Annotated in this window: 15 protein-coding genes; 13 read left to right on the top strand and 2 right to left on the bottom strand. The window is 72.8% G+C overall.

The genetic code is table 11. The annotated features are described in order from the left end of the window. Positions 1–37 precede the first annotated feature (37 nt). On the top strand, positions 38–1,198 hold the full coding sequence (locus ACZ7FF_RS36070) for a uroporphyrinogen-III synthase (protein WP_470817834.1): 1,161 nt from the start codon (positions 38–40) through the stop codon (positions 1,196–1,198). Between the two features lie 185 nt (positions 1,199–1,383). Here ACZ7FF_RS36070 and ACZ7FF_RS36065 read toward each other — a convergent pair whose 3' ends face one another. Beyond that, positions 1,384–1,653 carry an anthrone oxygenase family protein gene (locus ACZ7FF_RS36065; protein WP_470817833.1) on the bottom strand — a complete coding sequence of 90 codons (270 nt, stop codon included), beginning with the start codon at positions 1,651–1,653 and terminating at the stop codon, positions 1,384–1,386. Between the two features lie 196 nt (positions 1,654–1,849). Between ACZ7FF_RS36065 and ACZ7FF_RS36060 the strand changes: the two genes are divergently transcribed. The 6 genes from ACZ7FF_RS36060 (at position 1,850) to ACZ7FF_RS36035 (ending at position 8,958) form a co-directional block, all read left to right on the top strand. After that, a complete protein-coding gene (locus ACZ7FF_RS36060; protein ID WP_470817832.1) occupies positions 1,850–2,443 on the top strand; it encodes a CGNR zinc finger domain-containing protein in 594 nt (197 codons plus the stop codon). Between the two features lie 298 nt (positions 2,444–2,741). Next, positions 2,742–3,326 (top strand): sigma-70 family RNA polymerase sigma factor, encoded by a 585-nt coding sequence (locus ACZ7FF_RS36055; protein ID WP_030167252.1) that lies wholly within the window; start codon positions 2,742–2,744, stop codon positions 3,324–3,326. A 62-nt stretch (positions 3,327–3,388) separates the two neighbouring features. Then, positions 3,389–4,159 carry an anti-sigma factor family protein gene (locus tag ACZ7FF_RS36050; RefSeq protein ID WP_470817830.1) on the top strand — a complete coding sequence of 257 codons (771 nt, stop codon included), beginning with the start codon at positions 3,389–3,391 and terminating at the stop codon, positions 4,157–4,159. 69 nt (positions 4,160–4,228) lie between these two features. After that, positions 4,229–6,595, top strand: a complete 2,367-nt coding sequence (locus ACZ7FF_RS36045) for a HelD family protein (RefSeq protein WP_470817828.1) — start codon at positions 4,229–4,231, stop codon at positions 6,593–6,595. Positions 6,596–6,972: 377 nt separating this feature from the next. Then, positions 6,973–8,388, top strand: a complete 1,416-nt coding sequence (locus ACZ7FF_RS36040; RefSeq protein ID WP_470817826.1) for an NAD-dependent malic enzyme — start codon at positions 6,973–6,975, stop codon at positions 8,386–8,388. 288 nt (positions 8,389–8,676) lie between these two features. Continuing rightward, positions 8,677–8,958 (top strand): HU family DNA-binding protein, encoded by a 282-nt coding sequence (locus ACZ7FF_RS36035; RefSeq protein ID WP_023550134.1) that lies wholly within the window; start codon positions 8,677–8,679, stop codon positions 8,956–8,958. Positions 8,959–9,064: 106 nt separating this feature from the next. Here the strand turns inward: ACZ7FF_RS36035 and murA are convergent, their stop codons facing one another. After that, the gene (murA, locus tag ACZ7FF_RS36030) at positions 9,065–10,405 is read right to left on the bottom strand and encodes a UDP-N-acetylglucosamine 1-carboxyvinyltransferase (RefSeq protein ID WP_361254525.1); all 1,341 of its coding nucleotides are present in this window, start codon (positions 10,403–10,405) and stop codon (positions 9,065–9,067) included. A 267-nt stretch (positions 10,406–10,672) separates the two neighbouring features. Here murA and ACZ7FF_RS36025 point away from each other — a divergent pair, with 267 nt between their 5' ends. The 6 genes from ACZ7FF_RS36025 (at position 10,673) to ACZ7FF_RS36000 (ending at position 18,618) form a co-directional block, all read left to right on the top strand. After that, positions 10,673–11,245 carry a YqgE/AlgH family protein gene (locus ACZ7FF_RS36025; protein WP_470817824.1) on the top strand — a complete coding sequence of 191 codons (573 nt, stop codon included), beginning with the start codon at positions 10,673–10,675 and terminating at the stop codon, positions 11,243–11,245. A gap of 29 nt (positions 11,246–11,274) precedes the next feature. Further along, positions 11,275–11,553: a DUF3039 domain-containing protein gene (locus ACZ7FF_RS36020; RefSeq protein ID WP_470817823.1), complete on the top strand. Its 279-nt coding sequence runs from the start codon at positions 11,275–11,277 to the stop codon at positions 11,551–11,553. A 201-nt stretch (positions 11,554–11,754) separates the two neighbouring features. After that, on the top strand, positions 11,755–13,401 hold the full coding sequence (locus ACZ7FF_RS36015) for a beta-N-acetylhexosaminidase (RefSeq protein WP_470817822.1): 1,647 nt from the start codon (positions 11,755–11,757) through the stop codon (positions 13,399–13,401). 224 nt (positions 13,402–13,625) lie between these two features. Next, positions 13,626–14,519 (top strand): FAD binding domain-containing protein, encoded by an 894-nt coding sequence (locus tag ACZ7FF_RS36010; RefSeq protein ID WP_470817820.1) that lies wholly within the window; start codon positions 13,626–13,628, stop codon positions 14,517–14,519. After that, on the top strand, positions 14,516–16,297 hold the full coding sequence (locus ACZ7FF_RS36005) for a (2Fe-2S)-binding protein (RefSeq protein WP_470817818.1): 1,782 nt from the start codon (positions 14,516–14,518) through the stop codon (positions 16,295–16,297). The genes ACZ7FF_RS36010 and ACZ7FF_RS36005 overlap by 4 nt, the downstream gene beginning before the upstream one ends. Beyond that, entirely contained in the window at positions 16,294–18,618 is a 2,325-nt protein-coding gene (locus ACZ7FF_RS36000) for a xanthine dehydrogenase family protein molybdopterin-binding subunit (protein WP_470817817.1), read from the top strand. The genes ACZ7FF_RS36005 and ACZ7FF_RS36000 overlap by 4 nt, the downstream gene beginning before the upstream one ends. The last annotated feature ends 226 nt before the right edge of the window (positions 18,619–18,844 follow it).

The raw sequence follows: 18,844 nt of genomic DNA, 5'->3' as shown, positions 1-18,844 counted from the left end.
GGCTCGATCGGCGTGCCGGTCAGCTAGGAGAGGCCCCATGTACGACGAAGAGCAGCAAGCCGGACGGCCGGACCCCGGGCCCCTCGCGGGATTCACCGTGGGCGTGACGGCCGCGCGCCGGGCGGACGAGCTGGGCGCGCTGCTCCGGCGGCGCGGCGCGGCCGTGCTGCACGCCCCCGCCCTGCGCATCGTGCCCCTCGCCGACGACGGCGAACTCCTCGCCGCGACCAAGGGGATCATCGACCAGGTCCCGGACGTGGTCGTGGCCACCACCGCCATCGGCTTCCGCGGCTGGGTGGAGGCCGCCGACGGCTGGGGCCTGGGCGAACAGCTGCTCGGGCGGCTGCGGGGGGCCGAGCTGCTGGCGCGCGGCCCGAAGGTCAAGGGCGCGATACGGGCGGCCGGCCTCACCGAGGAGTGGTCGCCGTCCTCGGAGTCCCTGGCGGAGGTGCTCGACCGCCTGCTGGAGGAGGGCGTGGACGGGCGCCGCATCGCCGTACAGCTGCACGGTGAGCCGCTGCCGGGATTCGTGGAGTCCCTGCGGGCCGGGGGAGCGGAGGTCGTACCGGTGCCGGTGTACCGGTGGATGCCGCCGGAGGACATCACCCCGCTCGACCGGCTCCTGGACGCGGCGGTCTCCCGCGGCGTGGACGCGCTGACCTTCACCAGTGCGCCCGCCGCCGCGTCCCTGCTCTCCCGGGCCGAGGACCGGGGCCTGCTGGACGAACTGCTCTCCGCCCTCGCGCACGACGTGCTGCCGGCCTGCGTGGGCCCCGTCACGGCGGTCCCGCTGCAGGCACGCGCGGTGGACACCGTCCAGCCGGAACGCTTCCGGCTGGGACCGCTGGTCCAGCTGCTCTGCCAGGAACTGCCGGGCCGCTCCCGGGCGTTGCCGCTCGCCGGGCACCGGGTGGAGATCCGGGGCCACGCGGTGCTGGTGGACGGCGCGCTGAAACCGGTGCCCCCGGCGGGCATGTCCCTGCTGAGGGCCCTGTCCCGCCGTCCGGGCTGGGTGGTGAACCGGGCCGACCTGCTGCGCGCCCTGCCGGGCGCGGGCCGCGACGAGCACGCCGTGGAGACGGCCATGGCCCGCCTCCGCACGGCCCTCGGCACCCCGAAGCTGATCCAGACCGTGGTGAAACGCGGCTACCGCCTGTCCCTGGACCCGGCGACGGACGAGAAGTACGCGGACGCGTAGCCCGCGGCCGCCGCGCCGCCCTCACCCCCTCGGCCCGCTGTGGCGGCCGTGCAGGACGAGGGCCCGGGTGAGGAGGGCGGGGGCCCCGGTCGAGGCGAGGGCGCGGACGGCGTTCCACGCCACCCAGGGGCCCTCGAAGTGCGCCCGCAGGGAGGCCGGGGTGCCCCTGGCGGCCAGGGCGTCGTTCAGGGGGATGCCGAAGGAGTGCCGCGCAGCTGCCAGGCCGACAGCCCCGTCGGCAGCAGTGCGCCCATGAAGCTCAGGAAGAACACCGGGTTCTGGATCACGGTGTTGATGTTGCGCATGACCTCGACGTGGGTGCGGTCGTCGCTGCGGGCCAGCGCCGGCATCACCGCGCAGGCGAAGATGGAGAAGGCCCCGGCGCTCAGGCCCGTGGCGATCGTGGCCGTGCCCAGGACGAGGCCCTTGCTCCGGGAATCGGTCGTGTTCGGCATGTCTCCAGCCAAGCGGGGCGGCCCCGCCCCGCACATCGCCGAGACGCGCGCCCGCATACGCGTGCGTCCAGCTCCCGCAACGCGTCCTGGTACGAGGGGTTCCGGCGGCCCCGCCGGGCGGGCACTGTGAAGGGGAGCGACGCAACGGTTCCCCCGAGACCACCCGCACGGTTCCTGCCTAGGCGGTGACAGGCACATGGCACTGGGTACGGCCACGCCCCCGTACGAGCTGCGCTTCGACGCCGGACGGATCTGTCTGGATCTCCTCGCCACCACGCATCCCGTCGAACGGCTCGACACCGTGGGGGCGTTGCGCGGCTGGATCTACGGCGCCGGGCTGGTCCCGCCCGGCACACCGCTGGAGCACGCCGACGCCTCCTGGCCGGCCGAGTTCCGGGAAGTGCGCAGCCAGATCGACGAGTTGGTGCGGCTGATGCACGCCGCGGTGACACCGTCGTACGACCGCTGCCTGGCCCGGGTCAACGACCTCGCCCGCGTCGCGCCGCCCGCCCCCCGCGCCGTACGGAGCGTGGACGGCGTCCTCACCAGGGAGTTGGCGGCACCGGCCGCCCCCGCCGCGCTGCTCGCCGTCGTCGCGCGGGACGTCGTGGAGCTGCTCACCGATCCCGTGGCGCGGGCCGCCGTACGGGAGTGTGAGGGGGACAACTGCCCGCTCGTGTACCTGGACACCTCCCGCGGGCGCCGCAGGCGCTGGTGCTCCAGCGAGGTGTGCGGCAACCGGGAGCGGGTGGCCCGGCACCGGCGGCGCGCGGCGCTCTCGCGCGCCTGAGAGGCCCCGGGAGGTCCGGGGTCCGGTACGCGCCCTCTGTCACGGAACGTCCGCATAGTGTCCCCGGGGCGCCCGAAGTGATTTCCGTAACACGGGGTTTGGGGCCGACGCGGCACGGGCAATCCGGCCGCTCCCGCCACCGTGTCGGAAAGGTGAAGATCGCACGGTGGGAATGTGCGCGCATGTCCCGGTCGTCACGTCGTTCCCGAGAAAAGCGTCAACCCACTTTGAACACCCGGGTGCTCCTGTCCGTACGGGTGGGCGAGCGACCGACTGGGGGAACCCCCGGACACCGGAGGTGGGCGTGCGCAAGGATGCGGCCGTGGCCAATGAACGTGGATCGAGGGCCCGACATCGCATGTCCTCACAGCCCTCGGAACCTGACGAGGAGCTGATGCGTGCTCTCTATCGAGAGCACGCCGGACCTTTGCTCGCGTATGTCCTCAGGCTGGTCGCCGGTGATCGGCAGCGCGCAGAGGACGTCGTACAGGAAACGCTCATCCGTGCCTGGAAGAACGCCGGTCAGCTCAATCGTGCGACCGGATCGGTACGCCCCTGGCTGGTGACGGTCGCGCGCCGCATCGTCATCGACGGTCACCGCAGCCGGCAGGCCCGGCCGCAGGAGGTCGACCCGTCGCCGCTGGAGGTCATCCCCGCGGAGGACGAGATCGACAAGGCGCTGTGGCTGATGACGCTGTCTGACGCGCTCGACGACCTGACCCCGGCCCACCGGGAGGTGCTCGTCGAGACGTACTTCAAGGGGCGTACCGTCAACGAGGCGGCCGAAACGCTGGGTATCCCCAGCGGCACGGTCCGTTCCCGGGTGTTCTACGCCCTGCGGTCGATGAAGCTGGCACTGGAGGAGCGGGGGGTGACGGCGTGATGAGCAGCGGCTACGGGGGGATGCAAGGATTCGGCCCGGGTGGTCCGGGTATGTCTGGACCCATGAGCCCCAGTCAGGGATCTTCGGTGCCGAGCGAGCACGAGACCGTCGGCGCCTACGCCCTCGGGATCCTCGACGACGCCGAAGCAACCGCTTTCGAGGCACACCTCGCCGGCTGCGAGTGGTGCGCCCAGCAGCTGGACGAGCTGGCCGGGATGGAGCCGATGCTCGCCGCGCTCGCGGACCTGCCGGGCTCCGGCAGCACCCCCGCGATCGGCGAGTCGCTGTCCGCGAGGCCCAGTCCGCGCCTGGTGGAGCGGCTGGTCGACGACGTCTCGGAGCACCGCGCCCAGAAGCGCCGGCGCAGCTTCTACATGATCGCGGCGGCGGCCGCCCTGATCATCGCCGGTCCGCTGGCCGCGATCGCGGTCAACAGCGGGTCGAGCGGCGGCGGGACCCAGACCACCGCGTCCTCGGCGCAGACCGCCTTCGAGGCCATGGCCGACAAGAAGTCGGCCACGGACCCGTCCTCCCACATCAGCGCCACCGTCGGGATGGAGCGGAAGGACTGGGGCACCCAGGCGGTCCTGGAGCTGAAGAACGCCAAGGGGCCGCTCAAGTGCTCCCTGGTGCTCGTCGCGAAGAACGGGCAGCGGGTGACGATGTCCTCCTGGTCCGTTCCGAACTGGGGCTACGGCATCCCGACCGCGAAGACCGAGGAGTCCAGGAAGCCGCTGTACATCGGCGGGGCCGCGGCCTTCAAGCCGAACGAGATCGACCACTTCGAGATCGTCACGTTCGAGGGCAAGAAGCTCGTGCAGGTGAACGCCTAGGCGCCGTAGCCTCCCCGGGTCCCCTTCGCGTACGGTTGACGGCTGCCCAGCACGTCAGAAGGGGGCCCGGTGGCCGCTCAGGTTCAGCATTCCGCGGTCGGCTCGGTACACGGCGCACACGACTCCGTCCGTGACCGAGAGATCAGCGTCGAACAGGAACACCTGGACCGGGTGTACCGGCGGCTCGAGGAGAAGATCCACGAGGCCGAGTTCCTGATGAACGACGCGGCCAAGCGCGGCCAGGTCGGCACCCCGGGCGCGCTCGCCGAGCGGGACGCGCAGGTCTTCCGGGCCGGTGTCCATCTGAACCGGCTCAACAACGAGTTCGAGGACTTCCTCTTCGGCCGGATCGACCTGCTGCTCGGCAAGGACGGGAAGAAGGGCCCTGACGGGGCCTACACGGCGGTGGAGCCGGCGGAGGGCGCCGTGCGCCCGGACAACACCGCCGACATCGCCGAGACGCTGCACATCGGGCGCATCGGCGTCCTCGACCAGGACTACGCCCCGCTGGTCATCGACTGGCGCGCCCCCGCCGCCGCCCCCTTCTACCGGGCCACGCCCGTGGAGCCCGGACGGGTGGTGCGACGGCGTGTCATCCGGTCCAAGGGACGCCGGGTGCTCGGCGTCGAGGACGACCTGATGCGGCCCGAGCTGACGGCGTCCCTCGACGGCGGCGAGCTGCCCGTCATCGGCGACGGCGCCCTGATGGCCGCCCTCGGCCAGGCCCGGGGCCACACCATGCGGGACATCGTCTCCTCCATCCAGGCCGAGCAGGACATGGTGATCCGTGCCCCCGCCGCCTCCGTCACCTACGTGGAGGGCGGCCCGGGCACCGGCAAGACGGCCGTCGCCCTGCACCGCGCCGCGTACCTGCTCTACCAGGACCGGCGGCGCTACGCCGGGGGCATCCTCATCGTCTCGCCCACCCCGCTGCTCGTCGCCTACACCGAGGGCGTGCTGCCCTCGCTCGGCGAGGAGGGCCAGGTCGCGATCCGCGCCATCGGCTCGCTGGTCGACGGCGCGGAGGCGACCGTGTACGACTCGCCGTCCGTGGCCCGCGCCAAGGGCTCGTACCGGATGCTGAAGGTGCTGCGCAAGGCCGCGCGGGGCGCCCTGGAGATGGGTCCGGCGGCTCCCGCGGCACAGCTCGCCCTGGACGAGGACGACAGCGGGCCCCGCGCTTTCGACGGGCACCCGTCCCGGCTCCGGGTCGTCGCCTTCGGGCGCCGGATCGAACTGGAGGCCGGTGAACTCGAACGTGTCCGCCGCACCGCGCTCGGCGGCACCGCGCCCGTCAACCTGCTGCGTCCGCGCGCCCGCAAGCTGCTGCTCGACGCGCTGTGGGCGAAGTCCGGCGCGGCCGCCCGGCACTCCGACCCGGAGCTGGCCGCCGAGCTGCGCTCCTCCTTCGACGAGGACGTCACGGGCGAGGACTCCTTCCTCGCCTTCCTCGACGCCTGGTGGCCCGAGCTGACGCCGAAGGCGGTGCTCGCCGCCATGACCGACGAGAGACGGCTCGGCCGCTGGGCCCGCCGGATCCTCAACCCCGGCGAGGTCCGCAGGGTGGCCCGCTCCCTCAGACGGGACGGCCTCTCGGTGCACGACATCGCCATGCTGGACGAGCTCCAGGCGATCCTCGGCGTCCCCGCCCGCCCCAGGAAGAAGCGCGAGCTGGACCCGCTGGACCAGCTCACCGGCCTGGAGGAGCTGATGCCGACGCGCGAGGAGTCCCAGCGGGAGCGGGCCGAGCGGCTGGCACAGGAGCGCACCGAGTACGCGCACGTCATCGTGGACGAGGCGCAGGACCTCACCCCGATGCAGTGGCGCATGGTCGGCCGCCGTGGCCGGCACGCCACCTGGACGGTCGTCGGCGACCCGGCCCAGTCCTCCTGGTCCGACCCGGACGAGGCGGCCGAGGCCCGCGACGAGGCCCTAGGCACCCGGCCCCGGCGCCGCTTCGAGCTCACCGTCAACTACCGCAACCCGGCCGAGATCGCCGAGCTGGCCGCGAAGGTCCTCGCCCTCGCCATGCCCGGCTCGAAGGCGCCGTCGGCCGTGCGGTCCACCGGGGTCGAGCCCGGCTTCGTCGTCGTGACCGACTCGCCGGCGGCCACCGTGCGCGCCGAGGCCGAGCGGCTGCTCGCTCTGGTGGACGGCACGGTCGGCGTGGTCGTCGCGATGAACCGGCGCGAGGAGGCCCGGCGCTGGCTGGCCGGGCTGGGCGACCGGGTGGTGGCCCTCGGCAGCCTGGAGGCCAAGGGCCTGGAGTACGACGCGACGATCGTCGTCTCGCCCGCGGAGATCGCCGACGAGTCCCCGGCCGGTCTGCGGGTGCTGTATGTGGCGCTGACCCGCGCGACCCAGCAGCTCACGGTGGTCTCCGGCGAGCGGGACGAGCCGGACGCGGCGGGTGTGCCGGACCTGCTCAGGGACTGAACGGGGGTTGTTTCCCGTGAACTCCGCGCAGGAGGAATGGTCCCCGGCATCCGTTTGTTAGCCTGGGTGTGGCACCGGCCCGATCCAAGCCCCCGGGCCCAACCTTCGTCCCTGCGAGGGACCACTTGCCGCGAGGCGAGCATGGCGGGTCGGTGTCACTGAACTTCGAAAGACCCACGTCCGATGTGACGTGGGTCTCTTTCTTTTGCGCGATCAATTCTCGTATGGTGGAAGTGATTTTCCGAAACCACGCACCCTCCGCGCGGCCGCCTGTGAACAAAACGTCCGTAACCCAGGGCGACTACCACGTACTGAGCGGTAGGTGCGACGATCGGACGGCACAACTCGCGACACGGTGAAAGCAGAGGAAGTCGGCCATGGCAACGGCGCCCAGCGTCTCCTACTCGATGACCATCCGGTTGGAGGTGCCCGCGAGCGGAACCGCCGTCTCGCAGCTCACCACCGCCGTGGAGTCCTCCGGAGGCTCGGTCACCGGCCTCGACGTCACCGCGTCCGGGCACGAGAAGCTCCGCATCGACGTCACGATCGCGGCCTCCTCCACCGCGCACGCCGACGAGATCGTCGAGAAGCTGCGCGGCATCGAGGGCGTCACGCTCGGCAAGGTCTCCGACCGTACGTTCCTGATGCACCTCGGCGGCAAGATCGAGATGCAGTCCAAGCACCCCATCCGCAACCGTGACGACCTGTCCATGGTCTACACGCCGGGTGTGGCCCGCGTCTGCATGGCGATCGCCCAGAACCCCGAGGACGCCCGCCGCCTCACCATCAAGCGCAACTCCGTTGCGGTCGTGACGGACGGCTCCGCCGTGCTCGGCCTCGGCAACATCGGCCCCAAGGCCGCGCTGCCCGTCATGGAGGGCAAGGCGGCCCTCTTCAAGCGCTTCGCCGGCATCGACGCCTGGCCGATCTGCCTGGACACCCAGGACACCGACGCGATCGTGGAGATCGTCAAGGCGATCGCCCCCGGCTTCGCCGGCATCAACCTGGAGGACATCTCCGCGCCCCGCTGCTTCGAGATCGAGGCCCGGCTGCGCGAGGCCCTCGACATCCCCGTCTTCCACGACGACCAGCACGGCACCGCGATCGTCGTCCTCGCCGCCCTGACCAACGCGCTGCGCGTCACGGACAAGGCGATCGAGAACATCCGCGTCGTGATGTCCGGCGCCGGCGCGGCCGGCACGGCCATCCTCAAGCTGCTGCTCGCGGCGGGCGTGAAGAACGCCGTCGTCGCCGACATCCAGGGTGTCGTCCACTCCGGCCGCGAGGACCTGGTGGGCGCCCCCGCCGACTCGCCGCTGCGCTGGATCGCCGACAACACCAACCCCGAGGGGCTGACCGGCACCCTGAAGGAGGCCGTGCGCGACGCCGACGTCTTCATCGGCGTCTCCGCCCCGAACGTCCTGGACGGCGACGACGTGGCCGCCATGGCGGACGGCGCGATCGTGTTCGCGCTCGCGAACCCTGACCCCGAGGTCGACCCGGCGATCGCCCGTCAGACGGCGGCCGTCGTGGCCACCGGGCGTTCCGACTTCCCGAACCAGATCAACAACGTGCTGGTCTTCCCGGGCGTCTTCCGCGGCCTGCTGGACGCGCAGTCCCGCACCGTCAACACGGAGATGATGCTCGCCGCCGCGCAGGCCCTCGCCGACGTCGTCAGCCAGGACGAGCTGAACCCGAACTACATCATTCCGAGCGTCTTCAACGACAAGGTCGCGGGCGCCGTCGCCGGCGCGGTCCGGGAGGCCGCGAAGGCGGCCGGCGCGACCGTCTAGGCACGCCTGCCGTAGTGTGCAGGGGCTGTGAGGATCCCCACGGCAGCCCCTGCACCGGCGCGTCGCGGAACCACCTGGCGCCGGGTGCGCTCTAGGGTGACGGCCGGGCTGGCGCCTTTCGTGTGACTCCCCAGGGTGTTCTCACGACTCCTACGGGTGCCGGATTGGCTTTCCCGCCGCAGGTAGGGGCAGGATGCGTCCCTGGGCGCGAGCGCATCGGCATCGCAGTGCCTCGGCGGCTCCGCCGCGTGGCACATCCCAACGGCAAGAAAACACGGGAGTAACAACATGAACCGCAGTGAGCTGGTGGCCGCGCTGGCCGACCGCGCCGAGGTGACCCGCAAGGACGCCGACGCCGTGCTGGCCGCGTTCGCCGAGACCGTCGGCGAGATCGTCGCCAAGGGCGACGAGAAGGTCACCATCCCCGGCTTCCTGACCTTCGAGCGCACCCACCGTGCCGCTCGTACCGCGCGCAACCCGCAGACCGGCGAGCCGATCAACATCCCCGCCGGCTACAGCGTGAAGGTCACCGCGGGCAGCAAGCTCAAGGAAGCGGCCAAGGGCAAGTGACCCTGCCGTCCCCGTGCCCACGGGACGGCGGGGGGACGCGCTGAGCAACGACGATGGGGCGGCACCCGGGTTACCGGGTGCCGCCCCATCGTCGTTGCGGTGACGCCTAGCCGAGCGCCTTGCCGGGCAGCTCGACCTTCGCGCCGAGCTCGACCAGCTTCTCCATGAAGTTCTCGTAGCCGCGGTTGATCAGTTCGATGCCGTGGACCCGTGAGGTGCCCTCGGCGGCCAGAGCCGCGATGAGGTACGAGAAGCCGCCGCGCAGGTCGGGGATGACCAGGTCGGCGCCCTGCAGCCGGGTCGGTCCCGAGACGACCGCGGAGTGCAGGAAGTTGCGCTGGCCGAAGCGGCAGTCGGAGCCGCCCAGGCACTCGCGGTAGAGCTGGATGTGGGCGCCCATCTGGTTCAGCGCGGAGGTGAAGCCGAGCCGGGACTCGTAGACCGTCTCGTGGATGATGGACAGGCCCGTGGCCTGCGTCAGGGCCACCACCAGCGGCTGCTGCCAGTCGGTCTGGAAGCCGGGGTGCACGTCCGTCTCCAGCGCGATGGACTTCAGCTGGCCGCCCGGGTGCCAGAAGCGGATGCCCTCGTCGTCGATCTCGAAGGCGCCGCCCACCTTCCGGTAGGTGTTCAGGAACGTCATCATCGAGCGCTGCTGGGCGCCGCGGACGTAGATGTTGCCGTTGGTCGCGAGGGCCGCGGAGGCCCAGGACGCGGCCTCCAGGCGGTCCGACAGGGCGCGGTGGGTGTAGCCGCCCAGCTTGTCCACACCGGTGATGCGGATCGTGCGGTCGGTGTCCATCGCGATGATCGCGCCCATCTTCTGCAGCACGCAGATGAGGTCCTCGATCTCCGGCTCGACGGCCGCGTTGGACAGCTCGGTCACGCCCTCGGCGAGCACGGCCGTCAGCAGCACCTGCTCGGTCGCGCCGACGGACGGGTACGGCAGCCGGATCTTCGTGCCGCGCAGGCCCTTGGGAGCCTCCAGGTACTGGCCGTCCGCGCGCTTCTCGATGGTCGCGCCGAACTGCCGCAGCACGTCGAAGTGGAAGTCGATGGGCCGACCGCCGATGTCGCAGCCGCCGAGGCCGGGGATGAAGGCGTGGCCGAGACGGTGCAGCAGCGGGCCGCAGAAGAGGATCGGGATGCGGCTGGAGCCCGCATGGGCATCGATGTCAGCCACGTTGGCGCTCTCGACGTGCGTCGGGTCGAGCACCAGCTCGCCGGGCTCCTCGCCCGGCCGGACCGTCACCCCGTGCAGCTGGAGCAGGCCGCGGACCACCCGCACGTCACGGATGTCGGGGACGTTGCGCAGTCGGCTCGGCGCGCTGCCCAGAAGGGCGGCGACCATGGCCTTCGGTACGAGGTTCTTCGCACCGCGGACACGGATCTCGCCCTCGAGCGGGGTTCCGCCGTGGACAAGCAGGACATCGTCGTTGACGGTCATGAATCTCGCGTTCCGATGAGTTGGGCAGGGTCCGGCCGATCACTGTGCGCGGGGGCCGGGAAGACAGGGTAATCGCCGATCACCCCCCGGCCGTAAGCCCGAGTGCCACCCAGTCGCGTCATAGCTGTGTCACAACACGAACCGTTCCCCATCGGGCACATGGGGTCACGACCCCGAGGCGTGCGCCGGGGGCGCATCCTTACGCCCTGAGCTGGGTACCCCCGATTGGCTCCCCACACCGGGGGAAGATGCGGGATCATGTCTGGCATGACCGAGGTGTCCTCGCTCACAGGGCGGCTGCTCGTGGCCACCCCCGCCCTGGCGGACCCGAACTTCGACCGCGCGGTGGTGCTCCTTCTCGACCACGACGAGGAGGGCTCCCTCGGTGTCGTCCTCAACCGGCCCACCCCCGTGGACGTGGGCGACATCCTGGAGGGCTGGGCCGACCTCGCCGGCGAGCCGGGCGTCGTCTTCCAGGGCGGGCCCGTCTCACTCGACTCGGCGCTCGGCGTCGCGGTCATCCCGGGCGGTGAGAACGGGGACCGGGCCCCGCTGGGCTGGCGCCGGGTGCACGGCGCGATCGGCCTGGTCGACCTGGAGGCTCCGCCGGAACTGCTCGCCTCCGCCCTCGGCTCCCTGCGGATCTTCGCCGGGTACGCCGGCTGGGGCCCCGGTCAGCTGGAGGACGAGCTGGTCGAGGGCGCCTGGTACGTGGTCGAGTCCGAACCGGGCGACGTCTCCTCGCCTGCCCCGGAGAACCTCTGGCGCGAGGTGCTGCGCCGCCAGCGCAGCGAACTGGCCATGGTGGCCACGTATCCGGACGACCCTTCGCTCAACTGATACCTGTGCGTTTCAGTACCCTGGGCGGTATGAGCACTCTTGAGCCCGAGCGCGGGACTGGTACGGGGACCCTCGTAGAACCGACGCCGCAGGTGTCCCACGGCGACGGCGACCACGAGCGCTTCGCCCACTACGTCCAGAAGGACAAGATCATGGCGAGCGCCCTCGACGGCACCCCCGTCGTGGCGCTGTGCGGCAAGGTCTGGGTGCCGGGCCGCGACCCGAAGAAGTACCCCGTCTGCCCGATGTGCAAAGAGATCTACGAGTCCATGGGCAGCGGCGGCGACAACGAGGGCGGGGACAAGTAACGATCCCGCTCCCGGTCGTACCCGTGAGGGCCCCGGCACGCCACGGCGTGCACCGGGGCCTTCGCCGTACCGGATCCGGGGCGAGTGGTCCAGACCTCTTGTGCGGGGTGGCGGGAGTCCGTAGCGTCCTCAACCGGTTGTACGCAGCGAAACAGTCGTTGCACACTGTGCAACGCCGGGTGCGGAGGTACGACGGACGACATGAACGACACACCCCATTCCCCTGAACCCGGCGCGGCGCTGATCCCCGCGCCGGCCCGGGTCACCCGGCACGCCGCCGGCCGTACGATCCTGGACCGTGACACCGCGCTGGAGGCCCGGCCCGGCACGGAGGGCGTCGGGCGCTGGCTGCGGACCGTCCTCGGCGCGGCGACCGGCCTGCCCTTTCCCGAGGCCCCGGACCGCGCCGATCGCATCGTGCTGAGCATCGAGGCCGACCTGCCGCCGGAGGGATATCGCGTCGTCCTCGACGGATATCCGTTCCGCATTCAGGGCGGCAGCGCCGCCGGTGTCTTCTGGGGCGCGCAGACATTCCGTCAACTGCTCGGTCCCGACGCCTTCCGCCGGGCGCCGCTGCGGCCGGAGAGGTGCTGGGATCTCCCCGCCGTGACCGTCCAGGACGGCCCGCGATTCGGCTGGCGCGGCCTCCTCCTCGACGTCGCCCGGCACTTCATGCCCAAGGAAGGCGTGCTGCGCTACCTGGACCTGATGGCCGCGCACAAACTGAACGTCCTGCATCTCCATCTGACGGATGACCAGGGCTGGCGCATCGAGATCGAGCGGTATCCGAAACTGACCGAGATCGCCTGCTGGCGGTCGCGGACGAAATTCGGCCACCGGGCCTCACCGCTCTGGGAGGAGAAGCCGCACGGGGGTTACTACACCCAGGACGACATCCGGGAGATCGTCGCCTACGCCGCCGAACGGCATATCGCCGTCGTGCCGGAAATCGACGTGCCGGGCCATTCGCAGGCCGCCATCGCCGCGTATCCGGAACTCGGCAACACCGACGTCATCGACACCACCGCACTCTCCGTCTGGGACACCTGGGGAATCAACACCAACGTACTGGCTCCCACCGACACCACCCTGCGTTTCTACGAAGGGGTGTTCGAGGAGGTTCTGGAGCTGTTCCCCTCACGGTTCGTCCACATCGGCGGCGATGAATGCCCGAAGGACCAGTGGCGGAAGTCGCCCGCCGCCCAGGCCCGCATCGCGGAACTCGGCCTCGCGGACGAGGACGGGCTCCAGTCCTGGTTCATCGCGCACTTCGACGCGTGGCTCTCCGCGCGCGGGCGCCGGCTCATCGGCTGGGACGAGATCCTGGAGGGCGGGCTCGCCCCCGGCGCGGCGGTCTCCTCCTGGCGCGGCTACGGGGGCGGGGTCGCCGCCGCGCGGGCCGGCCACGACGTCGTCATGTGCCCCGAGCAGTACGTGTACTTGGACCACCGCCAGGCTCCCGGAGAGGACGAGCCCGTACCGATCGGCTTCGTGCGCACCCTGGAGGACGTCTACCGGTTCGAGCCGGTTCCGCCCGGCCTCACCGGAGCCGAGGCCGAGCATGTGATCGGCACCCAGGCCAACGTGTGGACCGAGGTGCTGGAGGACGCCGCACGCGTGGACTACCAGGCGTTTCCCCGGCTCGCGGCCTTCTCCGAGGTGGCCTGGAGTCGGCTTCCGGCGCCCGCGGAACGGGACTTCGCGGACTTCGAGCACCGTTTGGCCGTTCACTACGGGCGACTTGACGCCCTGGGGGTCGGCTACCGGCCACCCGCCGGGCCCCGGCCGTGGCAGCGGCGCCCCGGGGTGTCCGGCCGCCCGATCGAGGGCCTGCCCCCGAACAGATAGCGGAAAAACCCCGCCGGCATCACCGAAGAGTGGCAATTCGTGCTCTTCGGTGATGCCGTCCGAAAACGGACCATCTTGCCGGTGAGGTGGGCGAATGCCTCCTAGCGGACCCCCGCGTTCGGGCCTTGCGAAGATGTGCCAGAGTTGCCACGTCCGCCCTGTGAGCACGTACCGTACGGCCACACAGGTGGGACCAGGTGGGGCAGCGGGAAGGGGCAGCCGGTTTGACCACGCACGCACCGCAGGCGGCGCAGGCCGTCACGCTGCTCACGACACTGGACGAGGCCGTGACGGCACTCGCCGCGACGCCCGCCGCCGTCCCCGTGGCGGGCGGCACGGACCTGATGGCCTCCGTCAACTCCGGACAGCTCCGGCCCGCCGCCCTGGTGGGCCTCGGCCGGATCAGCGAGATCCGCGGCTGGCAGTACCAGGACGGCCACGCGCTGCTCGGCGCGGGCCTCACCCACGCGCGCATGGGCCGTCCCGACTTCGCGGCCCTGATCCCGGCGCTCGCCGCCGCCGCGCGGGCCGCGGGCCCGCCGCACATCCGCAACGCGGGCACCCTGGGCGGCAACATCGCCACGGCCGCCCCCACCGGGGACGCGCTGCCGGTGCTGGCCGCGCTGGAGGCCACGCTGATCATCGCGGGCCCCGGCGGAGCCCGCCGGGAGATCCCGGTGTCGCACCTGCTGGCCGGCGTGGAGATGCTGCACGGCGGGGAGCTCATCGGCTACGTGCGCGTGCCGCTGCTGCACGCCCCGCAGGTCTTCCTGAAGGCGACCGGACGCACCGGCCCCGGCCGCGCGCTGGCCTCCGTCGCCCTCGTCCTCGACCCCGCACGGCGCGGCGTGCGGTGCGCCGTCGGCGCCATAGCGCCCATGCCGCTGCGTCCCCTGGACGCCGAGCAGTGGGTGGCGGGGCTCATCGACTGGGACAACGACCGCGCACTGGTCCCGGAGGCGCTGAACGCCTTCGGCGAGTACGTCGCCGCGGCCTGCATCCCCGACCCGGCGCCGGAACCGGACGGCTCGGTGCCCGAGCTGCCGCCCGCCGTACTGCACCTGCGGCGCACCGTCGCCGCGCTGGCCCGACGAGCACTGGGGAGGGCGCTGTCGTGACCGACGACCAGCACGGAGAGGGCACGCCCCCGGGCGGCAGCCGCTGGAACCCGCTGCCCCAGGGCGACTACGACGACGGCGCCACCGCCTTCGTCAAGCTCCCCGAGGGCGGCATCGACGCCCTGCTGTCCGGCGACAGCCCCCTGGCCGCGCCCGGCCACGGCTACGTGCCGCCGCGGATAGCGGCGAACCCGGCCGAGGGAGCCACGGACACGTGGCCCATGCCGGACCCCGGCGGCCAGTGGCCCGACCCGAACGCCGCGCCGGCCCAGGACCGGACCGCGGGCGACCGGTTCACCTACCGGCCCGGCGCCACCCAGCACTGGACCTTCGAGGAGCCCGCGGCCCCGGCCGCGCCCGGGCACGACGTGACCGGGCAGTGGTCCATCCCCGTCGCCGGCGGCGACATCCCGGACGAGTCGGGTGAGTTCACCACGTCCGCGCTGGTCGAGCAGTGGGGCGGCACCCCGCCCGCGACCCTGCCGGGGGGCGCGCCCGCACCCTGGGCGACGGACGGCGCGGGACGGACCTGGGACCAGCCCGAGGCGCCGCGGCCCCCGGAGGCCCCCCTGCCCGACCACACCGGCGCCCACCCGGCGGGCGGTGCCCCGGCACGGGACGGGTACGCGCCGGACGAGCGGTACGGGCCCGGACCCGAGCGGTACGGGCAGGGACCGTCGGGGCACGCGGAGGACGGCCACCCGGCGGACGGCCGGCCCGACACGCCCGGGCCCGACGGCCCGGAGGACCCCGCCCGTCAGGCCGAACGGCAACGCACCGCGCCCGGCGCGCCCGCGGAGGCGGACGCCCACGGCCCCGCCGAGGCCCCTGAGCGCCCCGCTGACGCCCCGGCAGGCCACGAGGAGTCCCCGCACCCGGCAGCCGCGCCGCAGGCCGCCACGACGGCCGCCACGCCCGGCCCGGAGGCACCCGCGGACCCGGCCGGCACCGCGGCCCCCGCCGAAACGCCGGCCACGGCGGACGACACGCCCGGCGAAGCGCCCGGTCACACGGCCGCCCCCGACGGCACCGAGGACCACGCCGCCGCGCCCCTCGCGCCGCACGACGACCACCCCCTCGCCTCCTACGTCCTGCGCGTCAACGGCACCGACCGGCCCGTCACCGACGCCTGGATCGGCGAGTCGCTGCTCTACGTCCTGCGCGAGCGGCTCGGCCTCGCGGGCGCCAAGGACGGCTGCTCGCAGGGCGAGTGCGGCGCCTGCAACGTGCAGGTCGACGGGCGCCTGGTCGCCTCCTGCCTGGTCCCGTCGGTCACCGCGGCCGGCAGCGAGGTGCGCACCGTCGAGGGCCTGGCCGCCGACGGACAGCCCTCCGACGTCCAGCGGGCGCTCGCCCGGTGCGGCGCCGTGCAGTGCGGCTTCTGCGTGCCCGGCATGGCGATGACCGTGCACGACCTGCTGGAGGGCAACCCCGCGCCGACCGAGCTGGAGACCCGGCAGGCCCTGTGCGGCAACCTGTGCCGCTGCTCCGGCTACCGGGGCGTCCTGCAGGCCGTGCGGGAGGTCGTCGCCGAGCGCGAGACCCCGCACGGCGGCGGCTCCGAGGCGGACGGTGACGAGGCGCGCATCCCGCACCAGGCCGGCCCCGGCTCCGGCGGCGTCAACCCGTCGGCGTTCGAGGCGCCGGGCGCGTTCGCCCCGCCGTCGGCCGGCCCCGGCGGCTACGGCGAGGCTCCGGACCCGTACGGCCCGCCCGACCCGTACGGCACCACGGGGCCGCACGACCAGCACTACGGCCAGGACGGAGGCCAGGCGTGAGCAACGATGCCGCCACCGCGACCACCGCGACCGGTGCAGCCACCGCGGAGCCGGCCCCCGAGGCCGACGCGGTGCCGCACGGCCTCGGGGCCTCCCTGCCGCACGCCGACGCCCGCGCCAAGACCGAGGGCACCTTCCCCTACGCGGCCGACCTGTGGGCCGAGGGCCTGCTCTGGGCGGCCGTACTGCGCTCCCCGCACGCGCACGCGCGCATCGTGTCCATCGACACCACCCACGCGCGCGAGATGCCCGGCGTACGCGCCGTCATCACGCACGAGGACGTGCCCGGCACCCCGCGCCACGGCCGGGGCACCCCGGACCGCCCGGTGTTCGCGTCCGAGGTCGTACGCCACCACGGCGAGCCCATCGCCGCCGTCGCCGCCGACCACCCCGACACCGCCCGGATGGCCGCGGCGGCCGTCATCGTCGAGTACGAGGTGCTCGACCCGGTCACCGACCCGGAGCACGCCTTCGAGGCCGAACCCCTGCACCCCGACGGCAACCTGATCCGGCACATCCCGCTGCGCCACGGCGACCCCGACGCGGCCGGCGAGATCGTCGTCGAGGGCCTGTACCGCATAGGGCGTCAGGACCCGGCCCCGATCGGCGCCGAGGCCGGCCTCGCCGTGCCGCGCCCCGACGGCGGCGTCGAGCTGTACCTCGCCTCCACCGACCCGCACGCCGACCGCAACACGGCCGCCGCCTGCTTCGGCCTGTCCCCGGATCGGGTGAAGATCGTGGTCACCGGCGTGCCCGGAGCCACCGCCGACCGCGAGGACCAGGGCTTCCAGCTGCCGCTCGGCCTGCTCGCCCTGCGGACCGGCTGCCCGGTGAAGCTCACGGCGACCCGCGAGGAGTCCTTCCTCGGCCACACCCACCGCCACCCCACCCTGCTGCGCTACCGCCACCACGCGGACGCCGACGGCAAGCTGGTCAAGGTCGAGGCGCAGATCCTGCTCGACGCGGGCGCCTACGCCGACACCTCCGCCGAGGCACTGGCCGCCGCCGTCTCCTTCGCGTGCGGCCCGTACGTCGTCCCGAACGCCTTCATCGAGGGCTGGGCCGTGCGCACCAACAACCCGCCCTCCGGCCACGTGCGCGGCGAGGGGGCCATGCAGGTGTGCGCCGCCTACGAGGCCCAGATGGACAAGCTGGCCAAGAAGCTCGGCGTGGACCCGGCCGAGCTGCGGCTGCGCAACGTCCTCGCCACCGGCGACGTCCTCCCGATCGGCCAGACGGTGACCTGCCCGGCGCCGGTCGCCGAACTCCTGCGGACGGTACGGGACTGCCCGCTTCCCGCGCTGCCCAAGGACACGCCCGAGGACGAGTGGCTGCTGCCCGGCGGCCCCGAGGGCGCGGGCGAACCGGGCGCGGTGCGCCGCGGCGTCGGCTACGGCCTGGGCATGGTCCACATGCTCGGCGCGGAGGGCGCCGACGAGGTGTCCACGGCCACGGTCAAGGTCCACGACGGCATCGCGACCGTGCTCTGCGCGGCCGTGGAGACCGGCCAGGGCTTCACCACGCTCGCCCGCCAGATCGTCCAGGAGACCCTCGGCATCGAGGAGGTCCACGTCGTCCCGGTCGACACCGACCAGCCGTCGGCCGGCGCGGGCTGCCGGGGCCGGCACACCTGGGTGTCGGGCGGTGCGGTGGAGCGCGCGGCCAAGATGGTCCGCACCCAGCTCCTGCAGCCGCTCGCGCACAAGTTCGGCATGTCGACGGAGCTGCTGCAGATCACGGACGGCAAGATCACGTCGTACGACGGTGTGCTGTCGACCACGGTCACCGAGGCGATGGACGGCAAGGAGCTGTGGGCCACCGCCCAGTGCCGCCCGCACCCCACCGAGCCGCTGGACGCCTCCGGGCAGGGCGACGCCTTCGTGGGCCTCGCGTTCTGCGCGATCCGCGCCGTGGTGGACGTGGACATCGAACTGGGCTCCGTACGCGTCGTGGAGCTCTCGGTCGCCCAGGACGTCGGCCGGGTCCTGAACCCCGCCCAGCTGGCGGCCCGCATCGAGGCGGGCGTCACCCAGGGCGTCGGCATCGCGCTCACGGAGAACCTCCGCACCGCGCGCGGCCTGATCCGCCACCCCGACCTGACCGGTTACGCCCTCCCGACCGCCCTCGACGCACCGGACATCCGGATCGTCGCGCTGGTCGAGGAACGGGATGTGGTCGCCCCCTTCGGCGCCAAGTCCGTCAGCGCGGTCCCGGTGGTGACGGCGCCCGCCGCGATCGCCTCCGCCGTCCGCGCGGCCACCGGCCGCCCGGTCAACCGCCTCCCCATCCGCCCCCAGGCCGCGGTGGTCACGGACCGGTGAGCACCCCCTCCGGCGAACAGCGCCACTAACCCCCGCCGAGCGTCGGCAAGTTGTTCCTGTGGGTCGTGCTGTTCCTGGTGGCGGCCCTGGCCGTGGTCCTCGGCGGCATCTCCTTCACGTGACGGCGGGGGAGATCCCCGCGGGCACGCAACGGTCCCGGGCCGTCTGACGTCCTTTCCCGCGAGGGGCGTTGTCAGTGGGGCGGCGTAGTGTGCCGAGCAGTGGG

This window comes from Streptomyces sp. NPDC037126, from assembly GCF_055605965.1.
Note: the sequence above shows the minus strand (reverse complement) of the source record. Positions and strands in the feature narration are given on the sequence as shown.

Bases quoted from the DNA above. Each gene is read 5' to 3' on its own strand.
- ACZ7FF_RS36070 (WP_470817834.1), top strand. From the start codon at position 38: ATGTACGACGAAGAGCAGCAAGCCGGACGGCCGGACCCCGGGCCCCTC.
- ACZ7FF_RS36065 (WP_470817833.1), bottom strand. From the start codon at position 1,653: ATGCCGAACACGACCGATTCCCGGAGCAAGGGCCTCGTCCTGGGCACG.
- ACZ7FF_RS36060 (WP_470817832.1), top strand. From the start codon at position 1,850: ATGGCACTGGGTACGGCCACGCCCCCGTACGAGCTGCGCTTCGACGCC.
- ACZ7FF_RS36050 (WP_470817830.1), top strand. From the start codon at position 3,389: ATGAGCCCCAGTCAGGGATCTTCGGTGCCGAGCGAGCACGAGACCGTC.
- ACZ7FF_RS36040 (WP_470817826.1), top strand. From the start codon at position 6,973: ATGGCAACGGCGCCCAGCGTCTCCTACTCGATGACCATCCGGTTGGAG.
- ACZ7FF_RS36035 (WP_023550134.1), top strand. From the start codon at position 8,677: ATGAACCGCAGTGAGCTGGTGGCCGCGCTGGCCGACCGCGCCGAGGTG.
- murA (WP_361254525.1), bottom strand. From the start codon at position 10,405: ATGACCGTCAACGACGATGTCCTGCTTGTCCACGGCGGAACCCCGCTC.
- ACZ7FF_RS36025 (WP_470817824.1), top strand. From the start codon at position 10,673: ATGACCGAGGTGTCCTCGCTCACAGGGCGGCTGCTCGTGGCCACCCCC.
- ACZ7FF_RS36020 (WP_470817823.1), top strand. From the start codon at position 11,275: ATGAGCACTCTTGAGCCCGAGCGCGGGACTGGTACGGGGACCCTCGTA.
- ACZ7FF_RS36015 (WP_470817822.1), top strand. From the start codon at position 11,755: ATGAACGACACACCCCATTCCCCTGAACCCGGCGCGGCGCTGATCCCC.